The organism is Brachymonas denitrificans, from assembly GCF_907163135.1.
In the GTDB taxonomy this organism is placed as follows: Bacteria; Pseudomonadota; Gammaproteobacteria; order Burkholderiales; family Burkholderiaceae_C; genus Brachymonas; species Brachymonas denitrificans_A.
This window is the reverse complement of record NZ_CAJQUA010000001.1, coordinates 2020237-2038995: the sequence shown is the minus strand read 5'-3', so window position 1 is coordinate 2038995 and position 18759 is coordinate 2020237. Positions and strand designations below refer to the sequence as shown.

The 18759-nt window shown below is 64.7% G+C and carries 25 protein-coding genes and 1 tRNA gene; 20 read left to right on the top strand and 6 right to left on the bottom strand.

Going from position 1 to position 18759, the window contains the following annotated elements; all coding sequences use genetic code 11:
* Window positions 1-28: 28 nt before the first annotated feature.
* The 15 genes from secY to KKQ75_RS09450 all read left to right on the top strand — a co-directional run bounded on the left by secY (window position 29) and on the right by KKQ75_RS09450 (window position 10128).
* Window positions 29-1339, top strand: coding sequence for a preprotein translocase subunit SecY (gene secY / locus KKQ75_RS09520; protein ID WP_213361817.1), 1311 nt, complete (start codon window positions 29-31; stop codon window positions 1337-1339).
* 6 nt (window positions 1340-1345) lie between these two features.
* Entirely contained in the window at window positions 1346-1564 is a 219-nt protein-coding gene (infA, locus tag KKQ75_RS09515) for a translation initiation factor IF-1 (protein WP_091812823.1), read from the top strand.
* Window positions 1565-1582: 18 nt separating this feature from the next.
* Window positions 1583-1696: a 50S ribosomal protein L36 gene (rpmJ, locus tag KKQ75_RS09510; RefSeq protein WP_076342701.1), complete on the top strand. Its 114-nt coding sequence runs from the start codon at window positions 1583-1585 to the stop codon at window positions 1694-1696.
* Between the two features lie 22 nt (window positions 1697-1718).
* On the top strand, window positions 1719-2084 hold the full coding sequence (gene rpsM, locus KKQ75_RS09505) for a 30S ribosomal protein S13 (protein WP_091812825.1): 366 nt from the start codon (window positions 1719-1721) through the stop codon (window positions 2082-2084).
* A gap of 19 nt (window positions 2085-2103) precedes the next feature.
* Window positions 2104-2502 carry a 30S ribosomal protein S11 gene (rpsK, locus tag KKQ75_RS09500; protein WP_091812826.1) on the top strand — a complete coding sequence of 133 codons (399 nt, stop codon included), beginning with the start codon at window positions 2104-2106 and terminating at the stop codon, window positions 2500-2502.
* A 95-nt stretch (window positions 2503-2597) separates the two neighbouring features.
* The gene (rpsD, locus tag KKQ75_RS09495; protein ID WP_213361815.1) at window positions 2598-3221 is read left to right on the top strand and encodes a 30S ribosomal protein S4; all 624 of its coding nucleotides are present in this window, start codon (window positions 2598-2600) and stop codon (window positions 3219-3221) included.
* A gap of 149 nt (window positions 3222-3370) precedes the next feature.
* The gene (locus tag KKQ75_RS09490) at window positions 3371-4360 is read left to right on the top strand and encodes a DNA-directed RNA polymerase subunit alpha (RefSeq protein ID WP_213361813.1); all 990 of its coding nucleotides are present in this window, start codon (window positions 3371-3373) and stop codon (window positions 4358-4360) included.
* Between the two features lie 118 nt (window positions 4361-4478).
* The gene (gene rplQ, locus KKQ75_RS09485; RefSeq protein ID WP_213361811.1) at window positions 4479-4880 is read left to right on the top strand and encodes a 50S ribosomal protein L17; all 402 of its coding nucleotides are present in this window, start codon (window positions 4479-4481) and stop codon (window positions 4878-4880) included.
* A 24-nt stretch (window positions 4881-4904) separates the two neighbouring features.
* A tRNA-Met gene (locus tag KKQ75_RS09480) sits at window positions 4905-4981 on the top strand.
* A 201-nt stretch (window positions 4982-5182) separates the two neighbouring features.
* A complete protein-coding gene (locus KKQ75_RS09475) occupies window positions 5183-5662 on the top strand; it encodes a hypothetical protein (protein WP_250131058.1) in 480 nt (159 codons plus the stop codon).
* 2 nt (window positions 5663-5664) lie between these two features.
* Window positions 5665-6333 (top strand): TetR/AcrR family transcriptional regulator, encoded by a 669-nt coding sequence (locus KKQ75_RS09470; protein WP_213361810.1) that lies wholly within the window; start codon window positions 5665-5667, stop codon window positions 6331-6333.
* Window positions 6324-7478 carry an efflux RND transporter periplasmic adaptor subunit gene (locus tag KKQ75_RS09465; RefSeq protein WP_213361808.1) on the top strand — a complete coding sequence of 385 codons (1155 nt, stop codon included), beginning with the start codon at window positions 6324-6326 and terminating at the stop codon, window positions 7476-7478. The genes KKQ75_RS09470 and KKQ75_RS09465 overlap by 10 nt, the downstream gene beginning before the upstream one ends.
* On the top strand, window positions 7475-8677 hold the full coding sequence (locus KKQ75_RS09460; RefSeq protein ID WP_213361807.1) for an ABC transporter permease: 1203 nt from the start codon (window positions 7475-7477) through the stop codon (window positions 8675-8677). The genes KKQ75_RS09465 and KKQ75_RS09460 overlap by 4 nt, the downstream gene beginning before the upstream one ends.
* A gap of 2 nt (window positions 8678-8679) precedes the next feature.
* The gene (locus KKQ75_RS09455; protein WP_213361805.1) at window positions 8680-9390 is read left to right on the top strand and encodes an ABC transporter ATP-binding protein; all 711 of its coding nucleotides are present in this window, start codon (window positions 8680-8682) and stop codon (window positions 9388-9390) included.
* A gap of 60 nt (window positions 9391-9450) precedes the next feature.
* The gene (locus tag KKQ75_RS09450; RefSeq protein WP_250131057.1) at window positions 9451-10128 is read left to right on the top strand and encodes a uracil-DNA glycosylase family protein; all 678 of its coding nucleotides are present in this window, start codon (window positions 9451-9453) and stop codon (window positions 10126-10128) included.
* Here KKQ75_RS09450 and KKQ75_RS09445 read toward each other — a convergent pair.
* On the bottom strand, window positions 10071-10832 hold the full coding sequence (locus KKQ75_RS09445; protein WP_213361804.1) for a Crp/Fnr family transcriptional regulator: 762 nt from the start codon (window positions 10830-10832) through the stop codon (window positions 10071-10073). The genes KKQ75_RS09450 and KKQ75_RS09445 overlap by 58 nt on opposite strands.
* A gap of 202 nt (window positions 10833-11034) precedes the next feature.
* On the opposite strand from KKQ75_RS09445, the gene KKQ75_RS09440 reads away from it, so the two are divergent.
* Genes KKQ75_RS09440 through KKQ75_RS09420 form a run of 5 tightly spaced genes read left to right on the top strand, consistent with a single transcriptional unit; the run spans window position 11035 to window position 15289 of the window.
* Entirely contained in the window at window positions 11035-12681 is a 1647-nt protein-coding gene (locus KKQ75_RS09440; protein ID WP_213361803.1) for a cbb3-type cytochrome c oxidase subunit I, read from the top strand.
* Window positions 12678-13283: a cbb3-type cytochrome c oxidase subunit II gene (locus KKQ75_RS09435; RefSeq protein ID WP_213361799.1), complete on the top strand. Its 606-nt coding sequence runs from the start codon at window positions 12678-12680 to the stop codon at window positions 13281-13283. Before KKQ75_RS09440 ends, KKQ75_RS09435 begins: the two co-directional genes overlap by 4 nt.
* Before the next feature lie 11 nt (window positions 13284-13294).
* Window positions 13295-13909 carry a c-type cytochrome gene (locus KKQ75_RS09430; RefSeq protein WP_250131056.1) on the top strand — a complete coding sequence of 205 codons (615 nt, stop codon included), beginning with the start codon at window positions 13295-13297 and terminating at the stop codon, window positions 13907-13909.
* 13 nt (window positions 13910-13922) lie between these two features.
* The gene (locus KKQ75_RS09425; protein WP_213361798.1) at window positions 13923-14639 is read left to right on the top strand and encodes an SCO family protein; all 717 of its coding nucleotides are present in this window, start codon (window positions 13923-13925) and stop codon (window positions 14637-14639) included.
* Window positions 14636-15289, top strand: coding sequence for a hypothetical protein (locus KKQ75_RS09420; protein WP_213361797.1), 654 nt, complete (start codon window positions 14636-14638; stop codon window positions 15287-15289). Before KKQ75_RS09425 ends, KKQ75_RS09420 begins: the two co-directional genes overlap by 4 nt.
* A gap of 38 nt (window positions 15290-15327) precedes the next feature.
* On the opposite strand, the gene KKQ75_RS09415 is transcribed toward KKQ75_RS09420, so the two are convergent.
* The 5 genes from KKQ75_RS09415 to KKQ75_RS09395 form a co-directional block, all read right to left on the bottom strand.
* A complete protein-coding gene (locus tag KKQ75_RS09415; RefSeq protein WP_213361794.1) occupies window positions 15328-15645 on the bottom strand; it encodes a DMT family transporter in 318 nt (105 codons plus the stop codon).
* Between the two features lie 148 nt (window positions 15646-15793).
* On the bottom strand, window positions 15794-16036 hold the full coding sequence (locus KKQ75_RS09410) for a thioredoxin family protein (protein ID WP_213361792.1): 243 nt from the start codon (window positions 16034-16036) through the stop codon (window positions 15794-15796).
* A 27-nt stretch (window positions 16037-16063) separates the two neighbouring features.
* Window positions 16064-17068, bottom strand: coding sequence for a permease (locus KKQ75_RS09405; protein ID WP_213361791.1), 1005 nt, complete (start codon window positions 17066-17068; stop codon window positions 16064-16066).
* 90 nt (window positions 17069-17158) lie between these two features.
* On the bottom strand, window positions 17159-18232 hold the full coding sequence (arsB, locus tag KKQ75_RS09400) for an ACR3 family arsenite efflux transporter (RefSeq protein ID WP_213361789.1): 1074 nt from the start codon (window positions 18230-18232) through the stop codon (window positions 17159-17161).
* Complete coding sequence (locus KKQ75_RS09395) at window positions 18229-18756, bottom strand: arsenate reductase ArsC (protein ID WP_213361788.1); 528 nt, start codon at window positions 18754-18756, stop codon at window positions 18229-18231. The genes arsB and KKQ75_RS09395 overlap by 4 nt, the downstream gene beginning before the upstream one ends.
* Window positions 18757-18759: the final 3 nt, after the last annotated feature.

The window sequence follows — 18759 nt, the reverse complement described above, 5'->3', positions numbered from 1 at the left end:
TTGACCCAAGCACACAAGGGCGTGTAACGTGGCTACTAGTCTGGCAAACAAGGCAAGTGCTCCCAAGTATGGCGACCTGCGTCGCCGTCTGGTGTTCTTGCTGCTGGCCCTGGTGGTGTACCGGATCGGGGCGCATATCCCCGTTCCGGGCATCGACCCTGACCAGTTGCACCAGCTGTTCCAGGGGCAGCAAGGCGGCATCCTGAACCTGTTCAACATGTTCTCGGGTGGCGCCCTGTCGCGCTTTACGGTGTTCGCACTCGGGATCATGCCGTACATCTCTGCATCGATCATCATGCAGCTGATGACCTACGTGGTTCCCACGTTCGAGCAGCTCAAGAAAGAGGGCCAGGCCGGACAGCGCAAGATCACGCAGTACACCCGCTACGGCACGCTGGCCCTGGCGCTGTTCCAGTCCTACGGCATTGCCATGGCGCTGGAATCGCAGCCCGGTCTGGTGATGGACCCCGGCTTCATGTTCCGCATGACCGCCGTCGTCAGCCTGAGCGCCGGTACGCTGTTCCTGATGTGGCTGGGCGAGCAGATCACCGAGCGTGGCCTGGGCAACGGCATCTCGATCCTGATCTTTGCAGGTATCGCTGCCGGTCTGCCGAGCGCGATTGCCGGCCTGATGGAACTGGTCCGCACCAATGCGATGAGCATCATCGTGGCGCTGATCATCCTGGCACTGGTGGTGCTGGTGACCTACTTCGTGGTGTTCGTGGAACGCGGACAGCGCAAGATCCTGGTCAACTACGCGCGTCGCCAGGTGGGCAACAAGGTCTACGGTGGCCAGGCTTCGCACCTGCCGCTGAAGCTGAACATGGCCGGTGTGATTCCGCCGATCTTCGCATCGTCGATCATCCTGCTGCCCGCCACGGTGGTGAACTGGTTCAGCAGTGCCGAGAGCATGCGCTGGCTGCGTGATATCGCATCCTCGCTCACTCCCGGTCAGCCGATCTACATCGCCCTGTATGCTGCTGCGATCATTTTCTTCTGCTTTTTCTACACCGGCCTCGTGTTCAACAGCCGGGAAACTGCCGACAACCTGAAAAAGAGCGGTGCTTTCGTGCCCGGTATCCGTCCCGGTGACAATACCGCACGCTACATCGACAAGATCCTGCTCCGGTTGACGTTCGTCGGCGCAATCTACATCACCCTGGTGTGCTTGCTGCCGGAATTCCTGATTTTGAAATACAACGTGCCGTTCTACTTTGGCGGAACATCCTTGCTGATCATCGTTGTCGTCACCATGGACTTCATGGCCCAGGTGCAGAACTACCTGATGACGCAGCAATACGATGCCCTGTTGAAAAAGGCCAACTTCAAAGCTCGTTAACTCATCATGGCTAAAGATGATGTGATCCAGATGCAGGGTGAGGTTGTCGAAAACCTCCCGAATGCGACATTTCGCGTCAAGCTGGAAAACGGACATGTGGTGTTGGGCCATATCTCCGGCAAGATGCGGATGCACTACATCCGCATCCTGCCAGGCGACAAGGTAACGGTCGAGTTGACCCCGTACGATTTATCCAAAGCGCGCATCGTGTTCCGCGCCAAGTAAAGAACAAAGGAGAGAGAAATGAAAGTCTCAGCTTCGGTAAAGAAAATTTGCCGCAATTGCAAGGTTATCCGCCGCAAAGGCGTGGTGCGCATCATCTGCACCGATCCCCGTCACAAGCAGCGTCAAGGCTGATAGAAACATCTAGAGGAATCACATGGCACGTATTGCTGGTATCAACATTCCGCCGCACCAACACGCTGAAATCGGCCTGACGGCGATCTATGGCATCGGCCGCACCCGCGCCCGCCTGATCTGCGAAGCCTGCGGTATCGAGTACTCCAAGAAGATCAAGGAACTGACTGACGGCGACCTGGAGAAAATCCGTGACGCCCTGGCCCAGTTCACGCTGGAAGGTGACCTGCGCCGCGAAACCACGATGAACATCAAGCGCCTGATGGACATCGGCTGCTACCGTGGTTTCCGTCATCGCCGTGGCCTGCCGATGCGTGGTCAGCGTACCCGCACCAATGCCCGCACCCGCAAGGGCCCGCGCAAGGCAGCCCAGTCCCTGAAGAAATAATTGAGAGCGAAGAGTAACCATGGCTAAACCGTCCAACGCTGCATCCCGCGTCCGCAAGAAGGTCCGCAAGAACATTGCCGATGGCATTGCGCACGTGCACGCCTCGTTCAACAACACCATCATCACCATCACTGACCGCCAGGGCAACGCCCTGTCCTGGGCTTCTTCCGGCGGTCAGGGTTTCAAGGGTTCGCGCAAGTCCACCCCGTTCGCTGCACAGGTCGCTTCCGAAGTGGCCGGCCGCGCTGCCGTGGAACAGGGCATCAAGAACCTGGAAGTCGAAATCAAGGGTCCCGGCCCGGGTCGCGAGTCTTCCGTGCGCGCACTGGCTGCACTTGGTATTAAAATCACGTCCATCTCCGACGTGACGCCGGTGCCGCACAACGGCTGCCGCCCGCAAAAGCGCCGTCGCATCTGATTTTTTTTCAACCCAAGCCCACTGCCGCCAGCTGCATTGCGTTGGCGGCTCCTGCGCTTTTGTGAGCGCAGCAGCAACAATCAAAGGAAAATACTGTGGCACGTTATCTTGGCCCCAAGGCAAAACTCGCCCGCCGTGAAGGCACCGACCTGTTCCTGAAGAGCGCCCGCCGCTCCATCAGCGACAAGTGCAAATTCGAAGCCAAGCCCGGCCAGCATGGCCGCACCTCCGGCCAGCGCACCTCCGACTTCGGTCTGCAGCTGCGCGAGAAGCAGAAGGTCAAGCGCATGTACGGTGTGCTGGAGCGCCAGTTCCGCCGCTACTTTGCCGAAGCCGAGCGTCGCCGTGGCAACACCGGTGCCAACCTGCTGAGCCTGCTGGAAGCCCGTCTGGACAACGTGGTGTTCCGCATGGGTTTCGGTTCCACCCGCGCTGAAGCCCGTCAGCTGGTGTCGCACAAGGCGATCCTGGTGAACGGCCAGCAGGTGAACATCCCCTCCTACATGGTCAAGGCCGGTGACGTGATCTCCGTGCGCGAGAAGTCTGCCAAGCAGGCCCGCGTGATCGAGGCGCTGCAGCTGGCAGGCCAGGTGGGCTACCCGGCATGGGTGGAAGTGAACGCCGACAAGGCCGAAGGCACGTTCAAGAAGTCTCCGGACCGCGACGAGTTCGGCGCCGACATCAACGAATCGCTGATCGTCGAACTTTACTCCCGCTAATCCTCATGGAGATACGGCTTCGGCCGTATTTTCCATGGACGGCGCTGCCGCGCCCGTCACTCTGGTTCCTGGTGCACCTTGCATGAAGCACCAGGGGCTTCGCCAGCCTTACCGGTGTAACGAGCCGGGGGTATTGAGAGGAAGTCAGAATGCAAACCAATCTGTTGAAACCCAAAAACATTCACGTCGAGCAGCTGAGCGCGAACCGTGCCAAGGTGACGCTGGAGCCGTTCGAGCGCGGCTATGGTCACACCCTGGGCAACGCCCTGCGCCGTGTCCTGTTGTCGTCCATGGTCGGCTACGCGCCCACCGAGGTGACGATTGCCGGCGTGCTGCACGAGTACTCGTCCATCGACGGCGTGCAGGAAGACGTGGTCGGCATCCTGCTGAACCTGAAGGGTGTGGTGTTCAAGCTGCACAACCGCGACGAAGTGACCCTGAGCCTGCGCAAGGACACCGAAGGCGTCGTGACCGCCGCCGACATCCAGGTTCCGCATGACGTAGAGATCATCAACCCCGATCACGTGATCTGCACCCTGTCCCAGGGCGGCAAGATCGACATGCAGCTGAAGGTGGAAAAGGGCCGCGGTTATGTGCCCGGCAACCTGCGTCGCCACAACGACGAAGCCTTCAAGTTCATCGGCCGCATCGTGCTGGACGCGTCCTTCTCCCCTGTCAAACGCGTGAGCTACGCCGTGGAAAGCGCCCGTGTCGAGCAGCGTACCGACCTGGACAAGCTGGTGATCGAGATCGAGACCAACGGTGCCATCTCCGCTGAAGACGCCGTGCGTTCTTCCGCCAAGATCCTGGTGGAACAGCTGGCCGTGTTCGCACAGCTGGAAGGCGGCGCGCTGGACGCGTTCGACCAGCCGGCATCGCGCAGCGCTGCCCAGTTCGATCCGGTGCTGCTGCGCCCGGTCGATGAGCTGGAACTGACGGTGCGTTCGGCCAACTGCCTGAAGGCCGAGAACATTTACTACATCGGCGACCTGATCCAGCGTACCGAGAACGAGCTGCTGAAGACCCCGAACCTGGGCCGCAAGTCGCTCAACGAGATCAAGGAAGTGCTGGCCTCCCGTGGCCTGACGCTGGGCATGAAGCTGGAAAGCTGGCCGCCCGCAGGTCTGGAAAAGCGCTGATCATTTTTTCGCCACGTTGCCGGCTGGTCCGGCGCGTGGCCCAACCCGGGGCCTTGCCCCAATGTGTGCCCGGGCAGTACCTGATACGGCTGTCCGCTAATAATCGAAAGGAAGCACCATGCGTCACGGACTGAAACTCCGCAAACTGAACCGTACATCGGCCCATCGCCAGGCGATGCTGCGCAACATGATGAACTCCCTCATCGCGCACGAAGCCATCAAGACCACCCTGCCCAAGGCCAAGGAACTGCGCAAGGTCATCGAGCCGATGATCACGCTGGCCAAGAAGGACACCGTGGCCAACAAGCGCCTGGCGTTCGACCGCCTGCGCGACCGCGACAGCGTCGTCAAGCTGTTCAACGACCTGGGTCCCCGTTTCGCCAACCGTCCGGGTGGCTACACGCGTATCCTGAAAATGGGCTTCCGCGTGGGTGACAACGCCCCCATGGCCTATGTCGAACTGGTGGATCGTCCCGAAGTGGAAGAAAATTCTTCCGAAGAGGCTTCCAAAGCCGAATAATCGGTGATACAATAAATGTCTTGCCGCGCGATGGAGCAGTCTGGTAGCTCGTTGGGCTCATAACCCAAAGGTCGGAGGTTCAAATCCTTCTCGCGCAACCAATACATACGAGGAGCCCGCAAACCGAAAGGTCTGCGGGTTTTTTGTTTGTGCGCGTGGTGATGGAGCGGGTATTGGCGGCAGGAGTCCGCCTGTCGGCGGGCGGGGGAGCGCGGGCTGCGCGCCACGCGCTCCCTGGCCTGCACACCCGTTACGCCAGCATGGAAATCACTTGCCAAACAGTTTCCGCATGAATATAGTGAGTGAACTATTACTTTGTGGGATGGGCTGCCCTTCATTGGCATGGAGCAGACATCCGAAAGGAGCGGGACATGGCACGGCAGACAGAAAGCAGGGGTTGGGGATTGCGCGTTCTGGCCCTGGTGGCTGTGGCGTTCGGCTTGCTGACGCTGAAGGAGGGCGGCGCGGTGCTGTTCGTGGATGGCGCAGGGCGGCAGGCGGCGGGGCAGTACGTGCCCTTTGTGCTCTGGTTCAACTTTCTGGCGGGCTTTGCCTATGTGCTTGCAGGCATCGGACTGTGGCTGCACCGGCCATGGGCGGCACGGCTGGCGGTGGCGATCGCGCTGGCTTCGGTGCTGGTGCTGATTGCTTTCCTGTTCCTGGTAATGGGCGGCGGAGCCCATGAAAAACGCACGCTGGTGGCTATGCCGCTGCGGGCGCTGATCTGGAGCGGCATCGGCTGGTGGTCGTGGCGGCAGCTGGTTTCCTCGCCGAGGGGCTGACGATGACGGAGCAGGATGACAGCTTGTCGGCTATTGCCGGGGCGGATGCGGCTGCTGAAGAGGCCCGCGCGCGCCGCGGTCGTTATCTGCCCAGCGAAGAACGGCGCAATCAGGCGATCGATGCCGTGATTGCGCTGGCGGGACAGGAGAATCCGGCCGAGATCAGTACGGGCGACGTGGCACGCCGCATGCAGCTGACGCAGGGCGCGCTGTTCCGCCACTTTCCCAGCAAGGATGCGCTGTGGGAGGCGGTGATGGAGCGCGTGAGCGGACTGCTGCTGGCGCGGATTGCGCGCTCTGCCATGCAGCAGGAAACGCCGCTGGCCAAGCTGCGCGCGATGTTCATGGCGCATGCCGATTTTGCCGGCGAGTATCCCGGCGTGCCGCGCATGCTGTTCGGCGAAATGCAGCGCGCGCAGGATACACCGGCCAAGCGCATCGCCAAGGCGCTGCTGGTGCGCTATGCGGGCCATCTGCAAGAGTTGCTGGAGCAGGGCAAGCGCGAGGGGGAGTTGCCGGCGACGCTGGATGCCGAGGCGGCGGCGCTGCTGTTCATCGGCACCTTGCAGGGTCTGGTGATGCAGTCGTTTCTGGTGGGGGATGTGCAGCGCATTGCGCGCTATGCCCCGCGCGTGTATGCGATTTATGAGCGGGGGTTGCAATGCAGTTGAAGTTGCCGGTGCGGGGACGCACGCTGGGTTTAGCACTGGTGGTGCTGGTGCTGGTTGCGGTGTTTGCCTGGGTCGGGCTGCGTTCCGGGCCGCTGGCGCCGGTGCCGGCCACGGTGGCCAGGGTGGAGTCGCGGGCGATCACGCCGGGGCTGTACGGCATCGGCACGGTGCAGGCGCGCTATACCTACAAGATCGGGCCGACGTATGCGGGCCGTCTCAAGCGCGTGGAGGTGCATGCGGGCGATGCGGTGCAGGCAGGACAGTTGCTGGGCGAGATGGATCCGGTGGATCTGGACCAGCGCATCCAGGCGCAGGAGGCGGCCTTGCGCCGCGCCGAGGCGGCGCAGCGTGAGGCGCAGGCGCGTCAGAGCTTTGCGCGCGGGCAGGCCAAGCGCTATCGCGATCTGTATATGGCCGAGGCGAGCAGCCGCGAACTGGCGGAGTCCAAGCAGCAGGAGTTGCAGGTGGCCGATGCGGCGGTCAGCAGCAGTGGCAGCGAGATTGCCCGTCTGCGGGCCGAGCGTGCCGCCTTGCAGGCGCAGCGCGGCAATCTGCGGCTGGTGGCGCCGGTGGCCGGGCTGGTGGCGGCGCGCAGTGCCGATCCGGGGACCACGGTGGTGGCCGGGCAGGCGGTGCTGGAGCTGATCGATCCGGCGAGCCTGTGGATCAATACCCGTTTTGACCAGGTGCATGCCGGCGGGCTGGCTGCGCAGTTGCCGGCGCGCATCGTGCTGCGTTCGCGCAGCGGGCAGCCGGTGCAGGGCGCGGTGCAGCTGGTGGAGCCGCTGGCCGACCAGGTGACGGAGGAGACGCTGGCCAAGATCGTGTTCAGCCAGCCGCTTGCGGTGCTGCCGCCGATTGGCGAGCTGGCCGAGGTGACGGTGCTGTTGCCGCAGCAACCGGCGCAGCCGGTGATTCCGAACGCAGCGGTGCGCAAGCTGAATGCGCAGACCGGCGTATGGGTGCCGGATGGCAGTGGCGTGCGCTTTGTGCCGGTGCGGCTGGGCGCTTCCGATCTGGATGGCCGGGTGCAGGTGCTGGAGGGCCTCAAAGCCGGTGACGAAGTGGTGGTGTACAGCGAGCGTGCGCTGAGCGAGCGCAGCCGCATCAAGCGTGTCGAACGCATTCCGGGAGTGAAGGCATGATCAGCCTGGCCGGGCGTGACATTCTGCACGCCTGGGGCAAGTTCCTGTTCACCGGCATCGGGCTGGGGCTGCTGATCGGCGTGACGCTGATCATGGCGGGTGTGTACCGCGGCATGGTGGACGATGGCAAGGTGCTGCTGGACAACAGCGGCGCCGATATCTGGGTGGTGCAGAAGGATACGCTGGGGCCGTATGCGGAGTCGTCCAGCATTCCGGATGATGCGTGGCGTGCGATTGCCACCATGCCCGGGGTGCGCACGGTGGCGAACGTGACCTACCTGACCACGCAGGTGCGGCACGAGGGCGGCGACGTGCGTGCCATGGTGGTGGGGATAGCGCCAGGATCGGTGGGCACGCCGGGCTGGCCGTCGTTCCTGATTGCGGGGCGGCAGATCACGCGCGGGCACTATGAGGCGGTGGCGGACCGGGCCTCGGGCTTCCGGCTCGGGCAGCGCATCCAGATCCGGCGCAACCACTACACGGTGGTGGGGCTGACGCGACGTATGGTGTCGTCCAGCGGCGATCCGATGGTGTTCATTCCGCTCAAGGATGCGCAGGAGGCGCAGTTCCTGAAGGACAACGATGCGATCCTGCAGAGCCGGCGCCGCACCGAGGCGAATCCGGCCTTCAACCGCCCGGGCGTGCCGGGGCTGCTGGAGGCGGTGCAGGGCTCGCAGAGCGCCAACAATTCGGTCAACGCGGTGCTGGTGACGCTGCAGCCGGGCGCGGATGCCGATGCCACGGCGCAGGCGGTGCGGCGCTGGAAGCGGCTCAATGCCTATACGCGGGCCGAGATGGAGGAGATCCTGATCGGCAAGCTGATTGCGACCTCGTCACGCCAGATCGGCATGTTCCTGGTGATCCTGGCGATCGTGAGCGCAGCCATCGTGGCCTTCATCATCTACACGCTGACCATGGACAAGATCCGCGAGATTGCGGTGCTGAAACTGATCGGCACGCGCAACCGCACGATTGCCATGATGATCATGCAGCAGGCGCTGGCGTTGGGGCTGATCGGCTTTGTAGTGGGGCGAATCAGCGCCACGTTTGCGGCACCGGCCTTTCCGAAGTACGTGCTGCTGATGCCGAAGGATACGCTGATCGGCTTCGTGGCGGTGATGGTGATTTGTGCGCTGGCGAGCCTGGTGTCGATCCGGCTGGCGCTGAAGATCGATCCGGCCGAGGCGATTGGAGGCTGACGATGGCAGGTTTCGGTATCCGCATCGAGGGCCTGCGCAAGCGCTACGGGCAGGGCGACACGGCGGTGGATGCGCTCAAGCGTGTGGACATGCAGGTGGCGCCGGGCGAGGTGGTGGGGCTGATCGGGCCTTCGGGCTCGGGCAAGAGCACGCTGCTCAAATGTCTGGGGGCCATCATCGACCCGACCGAGGGGCGCATGACGCTGGGTGACGAGGTGATCTACGACAACGGCTGGAAGGTGAAGGACTTGCGTGCGCTGCGGCGCGACAAGATCGGCTTCGTGTTTCAGGCGCCGTACCTGATTCCGTTTCTGGACGTGACGGACAACGTGGCGCTGCTGCCGATGCTGGCGGGGGTGGCCAATGGCGAGGCGCGCGAGCGGGCGCTGGAACTGCTGACGGCGCTGGATGTGCAGCACCGGGCCAAGGCCATGCCCTCGCAGCTTTCGGGCGGCGAGCAGCAGCGCGTGGCGATTGCGCGCGGGCTGGTGAACCGGCCGCCGGTGATCCTGGCGGACGAGCCGACGGCGCCGCTGGACAGCGAGCGGGCGCTGGCGGTGATCCGCATCCTGAACAGCATGGCCCAACAGTTCCAGACCGCCATCATCGTGGTGACGCATGACGAGAAGATCATCCCGACCTTCAAGCGGATCTACCACATCCGGGACGGGGTGACGCATGAGGAGGCGGGGGAAGGGCGCTCGCTGGAGTAGGCGCGAGCGAGGAGTCCATAATCGGGGCGCTGTTTCGCAGCCTGCTGGAAAATGCTCCGCATGACGACCATCCCTATCGCCGTGAACGCACAGGCCATGTCAGACACGGCGCTGGAACGCCTGCTGGAGGAGGTGCGCGCGTGCCGGGCGTGCGCGGATCATTTGCCGCATGAGCCGCGGCCGGTGCTGCAGGCGGGTGCGGATGCGCGCATCTTGATCGTGGGACAGGCACCGGGAGCCAAGGTACATACCAGCGGTATTCCCTGGAGTGATGCCAGTGGCAGACGCCTGAGGGAATGGATGGGCATCGACGAGGCGGTGTTCTACGATGCCGGGCAAGTGGCCATTATGCCGATGGGGTTCTGCTTTCCGGGCCGGGGAGCGAGTGGTGACCGGCCGCCGCAAAAGGCCTGTGCGCCGCTGTGGCACGAGCGGCTGCTGGCGTTGATGCCGCAGATCCGGCTGACCTTGCTGGTGGGCGGCTACGCGCAGCAGCATTTTCTTGAGCGCCATGGGCACACGTCCGTCACCGATACCCTGCGCAACTGGCAGGGGCTCGGGCCGGATATGCTGCCCTTGCCGCATCCCTCACCGCGCAATGTGGCGTGGTTCAAGGCCAATCCGTGGTTCGAGGGTGAGGTGCTGCCCGCGCTGCGCGAGCGGGTGCGCGCAGCGCTTGCTCAGGGCACCGAAACGGGCGGCAGCAGCCGGTCGTATTCGCGCCGCACTACCGCATAGCATTCGCAGCAACGTGCTTCCAGACCGGGGCGGTCCAGCACGGTGATGTGCCCGCGGCGCCGCCCGATCAGGCCGGCGCGCTGCAACTGGCCGGCGGCCTCGGTCACGCCTTCGCGGCGCACGCCGAGCAGCTGCGCGATGTTTTCGTGGGTGACGGGCAGCTCGTTGCTGTGCATGCGGTCCAGGTTGAGCAGCAGCCAGCGGCACAGGTGCTGCTCGATGCTGTGGTGGCGGTGGCAGACGGCGTTCTGCGCCATCTGCGTGATCAGCGCCTGCATGTAGCGCAGCAGCATGTGCATCACGGCGGGCTGGGTGGTGAACTCCTGCTCCAGAAAGTCGGCAGGCAGCCGCATGGCCTGGCCGGAGTACTGCACCACGGCGCGGCTGGGGGTGTTTTCGCCGCCGCGCAGGCGCGAGACACCCACCATGCCGGGGCGGCCGATGATGGCGATTTCGGTGGCGCGGCCATCCTGCAGCAGGTATTGCAGCGAGACGATGGCGGTGGTGGGAAACACCACGTGCGAGATCGGGTCGCCGCCGTCGTACAGCACGTCGCCGCGGTTCAGATCCACCACTTCCAGAAAGGGCTGCCAGCGTTCCCAGGCATCGGCAGGCAGGCCGGCGAGCAGCAGGTTGCCGCAGGCTTCTTCGCGGGTCGGGGCGCGGTCGCTGGTGGAGTTGCCGGGCAGAGAGGGGGAGCGCATGGAGGCAGCATGCCAGCAATTTCCCTGGCCTTGCCCCAGACGCGCGGGAAACCCGTGCGCGCGTGGTGGTATGGGCCCCGTGTTCTGTGCGCTACCGCACAGACGAAAGCCCTGGCGGCTGTCACGCTTACGGCTTGCAGGGAGAGCAGTTGTTGGCATGGCCGGACCGGGCATGCGGCCCTCCCTGCATCAAGGATGTTGTATGAGTACCGCTTATCTTCTGCTGTCGGCCTTCGTGATTTCGTTCGTGGCGCTGATGCTGTTCATCTGGTCGCAGCGATCGGGCCTGTTCGACCGCACCAGCCAGGGGGCCGAGGTGATTTTCGCGCCCGGCGAGATCGGCCGCGTGGACGATCCTGCAGCCACTCCCACCGAGCGTGCGGAACTGCAAGGCACGGTGAACGCGGCGCGTGATGCCGCTCCCTGCCCGCCGGATGCGCAGGAACTGGCCGATCGGGCCCAGGCCGATGCCTCCACCGCCCGGCTGGTGCTCGTGCTGTTCTGCTGCGCGGTGTTCTGGCTGCTGCTGGCCTCGACGGCGGGGCTGACAGCCTCGATCAAGCTGCATGAACCGGACTGGCTGACGCAGCAGGCCTGGCTGACTTTTGGCCGCATCCGCACCCTGCACCTGAACGGCGTGGCCTACGGATGGGCGCCGATGGCAGGGCTCGGCATTGCCATGTTCATCCTGCCGCGTGTGCTCAAGACGCCGCTGGTGGGGGCCAACTGGGCGCTGGTGGGCGTGGCGCTGTGGAACATCGCCGTGATGGCGGGGCTGACCAGCATTGCCATCGGCATCAACGATGGGCTGGAGTGGCTGGAAATTCCCTGGCAGATCGACATTGTGCTGCTGCTTGGTGGTGCGCTGATGGCCTTGCCGCTGCTGTTCACGCTGGTGCGCCGGCGGGTGAAGCACCTGTATGTGTCGGTCTGGTACATGGGTGCGGCGCTGTTCTGGCTGCCGGTGATGCTGGTGGTGGCGAAGTTTCCGGGCCTGCACAGCGGCGTGCAGCAGGCCACGACGAACTGGTGGTATGCGCACAATGTGCTGGGCTACTTCTTCACGCCGCTGGCGATTGCGGCGGTGTATTACTTCCTGCCCAAGGTGATCGGGCGGCCGGTGCAGTCGTACAACCTGTCGCTGCTGGGCTTCTGGGGGCTGGCCTTCTTCTACGGGCAGGTGGGCGGCCACCACCTGATCGGCGGGCCGGTGCCGGCCTGGGTGGTGACGCTGTCCATCGTGCAGAGCATGATGATGATCATCCCCGTGGTGGCCTTTACCGTGAACCAGTGGCAGACCATGCATGGCCGCTGGGCCACCATGCGGCATTCGCCCACGCTGCGTTTCGTGGTGGCGGGCGCGGCCATGTACACGCTGAGCTCGCTGCAGGGTTCGTTCGGTGCGTTGCGCGAACTGAACGTGGTGACGCACTTCACGCATTACACGGTGGGCCATGCGCATCTGGGCATGTACGGCTTTGTGAGCTTCGTGTTCTTTGGCGCGATGTATTTCGTGATGCCGCGCATCATGGGTCGCGAATGGCCGTACGCGGGCTGGATCACGGCGCATTTCTGGCTGGTGTTTGCCGGCTTCATGGTCTATTTCTGGGCGCTGACCATTGGCGGCTGGCTGCAGGGCACGGCCATGCTGGATGCGGCGCGCAGCTTCATGGACTCGGTGGCGGTGACGCTGCCCTATCTGAAGGCGCGCAGCGTGGGTGGCAGCCTGATGCTGGCCGGGCATCTAGTGTTCATCGCCCATTTCGTCATGCTGGTGATGGGCTGGGGGCCGCAACGCGAAACGCCGACGCTGTTCCGCGCGGCCAAGGTGGAAGGGGTGTACGCATGAAAAGCGAAGCCAGGCTGATTTCGGGCGCCATGGTGATGCTGGCGTTTTCGGCGGCGGCGCTGGTGGTGCTGCCTTACCTGCAGGTGCACAAGGCGGTGCCCACGCCGGGCCTGAAGCCGTATGACGATGCGCAGCTGCGCGGGCGCGAGGTGTACATCGCCAACGGTTGCGTCTATTGCCATACGCAGCAGCCGCGGCCCAAGGGCTTTGCGCCCGACTTCGATCGCGGCTGGGGCCGCGCCACCGTGGCGGGCGACTATGCCTACGACAAGCCGCACCTGCTCGGCACCATGCGCACCGGGCCGGATCTGATGAATATCGGCGCGCGCCAGCCGAGCGAGCAGTGGCATCTGGGCCATCTGTACCAGCCGCGGGCCTATGTGCCGGGCAGCATCATGCCGTCCTATCCCTATCTGTTCGAGTTGAAGGCCAAGGTGCAGGAGGGCGATGTGGTGGTGCAGCTGCCGCCGGAACATGCGCCCAAGGGGCAGGTCGTGGTGGCCCTGCCGGATGCGGTGGAGCTGGTCAGGTACCTGCAATCGCTGGACCGCACCGGTCCGGCTGAGGCGAGCCCGGCGGCTGCGCCGGCATCGCGCCCGTGAAGGAGGTGGAGATGCAGGCAACAGGCAACAATCAGGGCATGCAGTGCAATCTGCAGCAGCAGCGCGAATATGGCGAGCCGCACGAGGGCAATGGCGCAGTGCCGTGGTTCGTGAGTTCCATCGTGGCGGGTTTGCTGGTGTTTGGCGTGGTGTACATCGTGCGCGCTCCCATCAACAGCATGCCGCCGGCGCGGGGCGATGCCCGCGTGCTGGCCGAATTGCAGACGCCGCCCAAGGTGGCCGGTGCGGCGGTGGACGGGGCTGCGGTCTATACGGCGCGCTGTGCTTCCTGCCACCAGGCGACCGGTGCAGGCGTGCCGGGGGTGTTTCCGCCGCTGGCCGGATCGGAATGGGTGCAGGGCAAGGAGGCCACGCTGGCGTCCATCGTGCTGCATGGTGTGAACGGGCCGCTGACGGTGAAGGGTGTGACCTACAACGGTGCCATGCCGGCCTTTGGCGGCCAGCTGCAGGATGCCGAACTGGCGGCGGTGCTGACGCATATCCGCAGCCAGTGGGGCAATGCCGGCCCGCCCGTGAAAGGGGATGTGGTGGCAGAAATCCGCAAATCGAGCGCGGCCCGCAAGGAGCCCTTCAAGGGCGATGCGGAGCTGGCGCCGATGAAGTGACCGGGACGTGGACATGGACGCCCTACCCGCATCCGTGGCACGCAGCGCGCGCGGCCTGAGCGGGGCGCTGAGCGCTCTGCTGGCAGGGGGGCTGCTGGTCTGGCTGACGTGGTACACGCAGGGTTTCGAGGTGTGGACCTTCGAGGCGCGACGTCAGGTGGCAGCGCGCACTGGGGGCATGCAGGCGGCGGTGGTGCCGGTGCGGCTGGCGGCTGGGGCTGACGCTGGAGCTGACCATACCGGGGAGAGAGGGGTGCCCGCCATGGCGAATGGAGTGCTGCCCTGGGCGCACCCGGATGCGGGCGGAAAGGCCTACCTGGTCGATTTCATCTACACCCGCTGCCCGACGGTCTGCCTGGCGCTGGGTTCGGAGTTCCAGCAGGCGCAACGCACAATCGCGCAGGATCCGGCCTATGCCGGCGTGCGGCTGCTATCGGTGTCCTTCGATGTGAAGAACGATAGCCCGGCTGCGCTGGCCAGCTACGCGGGCAGCCTGCGTGCCGATCCGGACTGGTGGACCTTTGCCGTGCCCGGCAGCGTGGCTGGTGCCGAAGCGCTGCTGCGCTCGCTGGGTGTGGTGGTGATTCCGGATGGCATGGGCGGCTTCGTGCATAACGGTTCCATCCATCTGCTCGATGGCCAGGGACGGCTGCGCGGGCTGTATGGCTACGACGGCTGGTCGCAGGCGCTGGCCGATGCCCGCCGGCTGAGCGAGGAGGCAGCGCCATGAGCGCCAAGTACACCCCCTGGATTGACGGCATCGCGGCCCTGGTGGCGCGCACCCGCGCGGCGCCCCGCTTGTCCGTGCTGCTGGCCATGGCGCCGCTGCTGCTGTTCTGGCCGGATCTGCGCCACTTTGTGGAAAGCCGCATGGCGTTGCACATGCTGCTGGAGTTTCCCCTGCTGATGGCCTCGGGCTGGTGCCTGCGGCGCTGGTGGCAGCGCCGGCGCCCCATGCAGGGCGGAGCCGGCCGGTTGGAACAACTGCTGGATTGGCGCGGCTGGACGGGGGCTACCTTCGTCACCGTGGTGACGGTGGTGTGGATGGTGCCGTCCATGCTGGATGCGGCCTTGCTGGCGCTGCCGGTGGCGGCGTTCAAGTACGTCAGCTGGTGGCTGGCCGGCTGGCTGCTGGCGTCGAGCTGGTACCGCATGGATGCCGAGGTGCTGCTGTTTTTTGCCGGCAACCTGGCGTGGATGACGGCGACGGCCGGCCTGCTGTATCTGGAGACGCCGTCGCAGTTGTGCGTCAGCTATCTGCAGGATGACCAGCAGCACGCCGGCCTGGGCCTGGTGGTGCTGGCCGTGGCGGCGGGCGGGTTGGCGCTGCGGCAGATGATGCGCAGCGGGGAGGCGGTGCAGGGTGTGGCAGACCATTGAGCGTGGCGAGGGAGGCGCCAAGTGGCTTGGCCGGAGGCTCAGGCGCTCGACATCTTCATCAGCACCAGTCCCCCCACGATCAACGAGGCCGCCACCAGGCGCATGGCGGTAACCGGCTCACCCAGGAACAGGATGCCGACCACGAACGCCCCCACGGCACCGATGCCGGTCCAAACCGTGTAGGCCGTGCCCAGCGGCAAGGTCTTCATCGCCAGGCCCAGCAGCAGCACGCTGCCGACCATGGCGACCAGGGTGAGAACGGACGGCCACAGGCGCGTGAAGCCCTCCGATTGTTTCATGGCAACCGCCCACACGATTTCAAGCAGGCCGGCGAAAGCGAGCCAGATCCAGGCCATGGAATACTCCTTCATTCCGGGCCGTCCCGCATGGTTGCCCACAATGGCGTGGGGGAGGTCGTCCTCCATGAAAAAAATAATGCCACAGGCCCGGATGCCACCGGGCCTGGAGCAGGAAGCCTGTGCTGCAGGCCGTAATCAGACCGGTTCAGCCGCGCGCAGCCTGCAGCAGCGGCTCGATCTCCGCCGGCGTCAGCACCTTGCCGACCGAGACGACCTTGTCGTCGATGGCCAGGCCGGGCGTGGACATGACGCCGTGGGCGGCGATATCGGCATAGTCGGTGACCTTGACGATATCCGCCTGCAGGCCCAGGTTGGCGAGTGCAGCGGCCACATTGTCGCCCAGGGTGATGCAGCGCTTGCAACCGGATCCGAGTACCTTGATGATCATTGGGTGGTTTCCTTGCAACGGTGAGGCTCAGAGGAGCAGGTGGGAAAAGGCGTTGAACACATAGCCGATCAGCATGATGCCGCCGGTCACGATCACGAAAAACAGGGCCAGCAGTGGCGGCTCGATCACCTTGCGCAGCATGATCAGCGATGGCAGCGAGAGCGCGGTGACGGCCATCATGAAGGCCAGCACCGTGCCCAGCCCCACGCCCTTGCCGACCAGCGCTTCGGCAATCGGCAGCGTGCCGAAAATGTCCGCATACATGGGCACGCCGATCAGCGTGGCGACGATCACCGACCACCACTTGTCCTGCCCCAGCAGCGCCGTGACGAAGCTCTGCGGGATCCAGTTATGGATGAGGGCGCCGATGCCGACCCCGATCAGTACGTAGAGCCAGACGCGGCTGACGATTTCCCGGACCTGTTCGCGGGCGAAGGCGAGGCGGTCCTTCAGGGTGAGCTGTTCCAGTGCGATTTCGCCCACGCGCTGCTGGCGCACGAACTCGGCCACGTAGCGCTCCATGCCGGCCCGGCCGATCAGCGTGCCGCCGATCACCGCCAGCACCAGGCCCACCACCACATAGGCGATGGCGATCGGCCAGTTGAAGATGCTGGCCAGCAGGATCACCGAGGCCAGATCGACCAGCGGCGAGGAAATCAGGAAGGAAAAGGTGACGGCCAGCGGCAGCCCGGCGCCGGTAAAGCCGATGAACAGCGGGATCGACGAGCAGGAACAGAACGGCGTGACGGTACCCAGCAATGCCGCGGTGGTGTTGGCGCGCACGCCCCGCATGTTGCCCAGAATGCTGCGCGTGCGCTCGGGCGGGAAGTAGCTCTGCACCCAGGAGATGCCGAAAATCAGCACCGACAGCAGGATGAAGATCTTGATGACGTCGTAGATGAAGAAATGCAGGCTGCCGCCGATGCGGCTGCCCATGCTCAGGCCGAAGCCGTCTTCCACCAGCAGGCGGACCAGATCATGCAGCCACTGCATGCGCAGCAACTGGTCATTGAGCCACTGGAACACGTTCATTTTTTTACTTTCGTCGGGGAGTGCTCCAAGCACTATCCACTTTCATCATAGCGAATATCACACCTGTGCGAATGCAGGGCACAGATGGCGTCACGTTGTCCGTTCGTACCACCCCTTGCTCGCATTCACCACCCGCACCACCAGCAGCATCACCGGGACCTCGATCAGCACGCCCACCACGGTGGCCAGCGCCGCGCCTGATTCGAAGCCGAACAGGCTGATGGCGGCTGCCACGGCCAGCTCGAAGAAGTTGGAGGCACCGATCAGCGCCGACGGGCAGGCCACGTTGTGCTTTTCGCCGACGGCGCGGTTGAGCCAGTAGGCCAGCGCCGAGTTGAACAGCACCTGGATCAGGATCGGCACCGCCAGCAGCGCGATCACCAGCGGCTGCTTCAGGATCGCTTCGCCCTGGAAGGCGAACAGCAGCACCAGCGTGGCCAGCAACGCCGCCATGGACCAGGGCCCGATGCGCGCCATGGCGGCATCGAACGCCGCCTGGCCGCGGCGCAGCAGCGCCTTGCGCCAGAGCTGGGCGATGATCACCGGAATCACGATGTACAGCACCACCGAGGTTAGCAGCGTGTCCCACGGCACGTGGATGGAGGCGATGCCCAGCAGCAGGCCCACCAGTGGCGCAAACGCCAGCACCATGATGGTGTCGTTCAGCGCCACCTGCGACAGCGTGAACAGCGGATGGCCGTTGGTCAGCCGGCTCCAGACGAACACCATGGCGGTGCACGGTGCGGCGGCCAGCAGGATCAGGCCGGCGATGTAGCTGTCGATCTGGTCCGGCGGCAGCATGGGCGCAAACAGGTTGCGGATGAACAGCCAGCCCAGAAAGGCCATGCTGAAGGGCTTGACCAGCCAGTTCACGAACAGCGTCACGCCGATGCCCTTGACGTGCTGGCGCATTTCGCCCAGCGCGCCAAAGTCGACCTTGACCAGCATCGGGATGATCATCACCCAGATCAGCAGGCCGACCGGCAGATTGACCCGGGCCACTTCCATGCGGCCGATGGCCTGGAACGGGCCGGGAAACAGCTGGCCCAGCGCAATGCCGGCGATGATGCACAGAAACACCCAGAGCGTCAGGTAGCGCTCGAACAGGTTCATGCTCTGCGCCGGAGGCGGCGGGCAGGCGGCAACGGTGGTAGGGGCGTTCATGCGCTGCGCTCCGTGGTGTCGATCGGCTCGCTGCCGATGCGGTCCATCTCGCGCTTGATGGCGAGCGCGTCCAGCGCTTCCAGCGGCAGGCTGGCGAACTGGCGGATGCGGTTGCTCAGGCCGTGCAGCACTTCGTTGTAGGCATAGCGCTGGTGCGCTTCATCCCCGCTGGCGGCGGCAGGATCGGGGAAGCCCCAGTGTGCGCTGACGGGCGTACCCGGCCAGAGCGGGCAGACTTCGCCGTGGGCACGGTCGCAGACCGTGATGATGAAATCCATGTGCGGCGCATCGGGTCGGGCGAATTCATCCCAATTCTTGCTGCGCAGGCCTTCGGTCGGCATGCCGACCGATTCCAGCAATTCCAGCGCAATCGGCTGGACAAAGCCGGTGGGGTGGCTGCCAGCGCTGTAAGCCTGGAACTTGCCCTGGCCGATGCGATTGAAAAGAGCTTCTGCCAGGATGCTGCGGGCGGAGTTGCCGGTGCACAGGACGAGGACGTTGAAGGGGCGGGAAGGGGCGTTCATGGA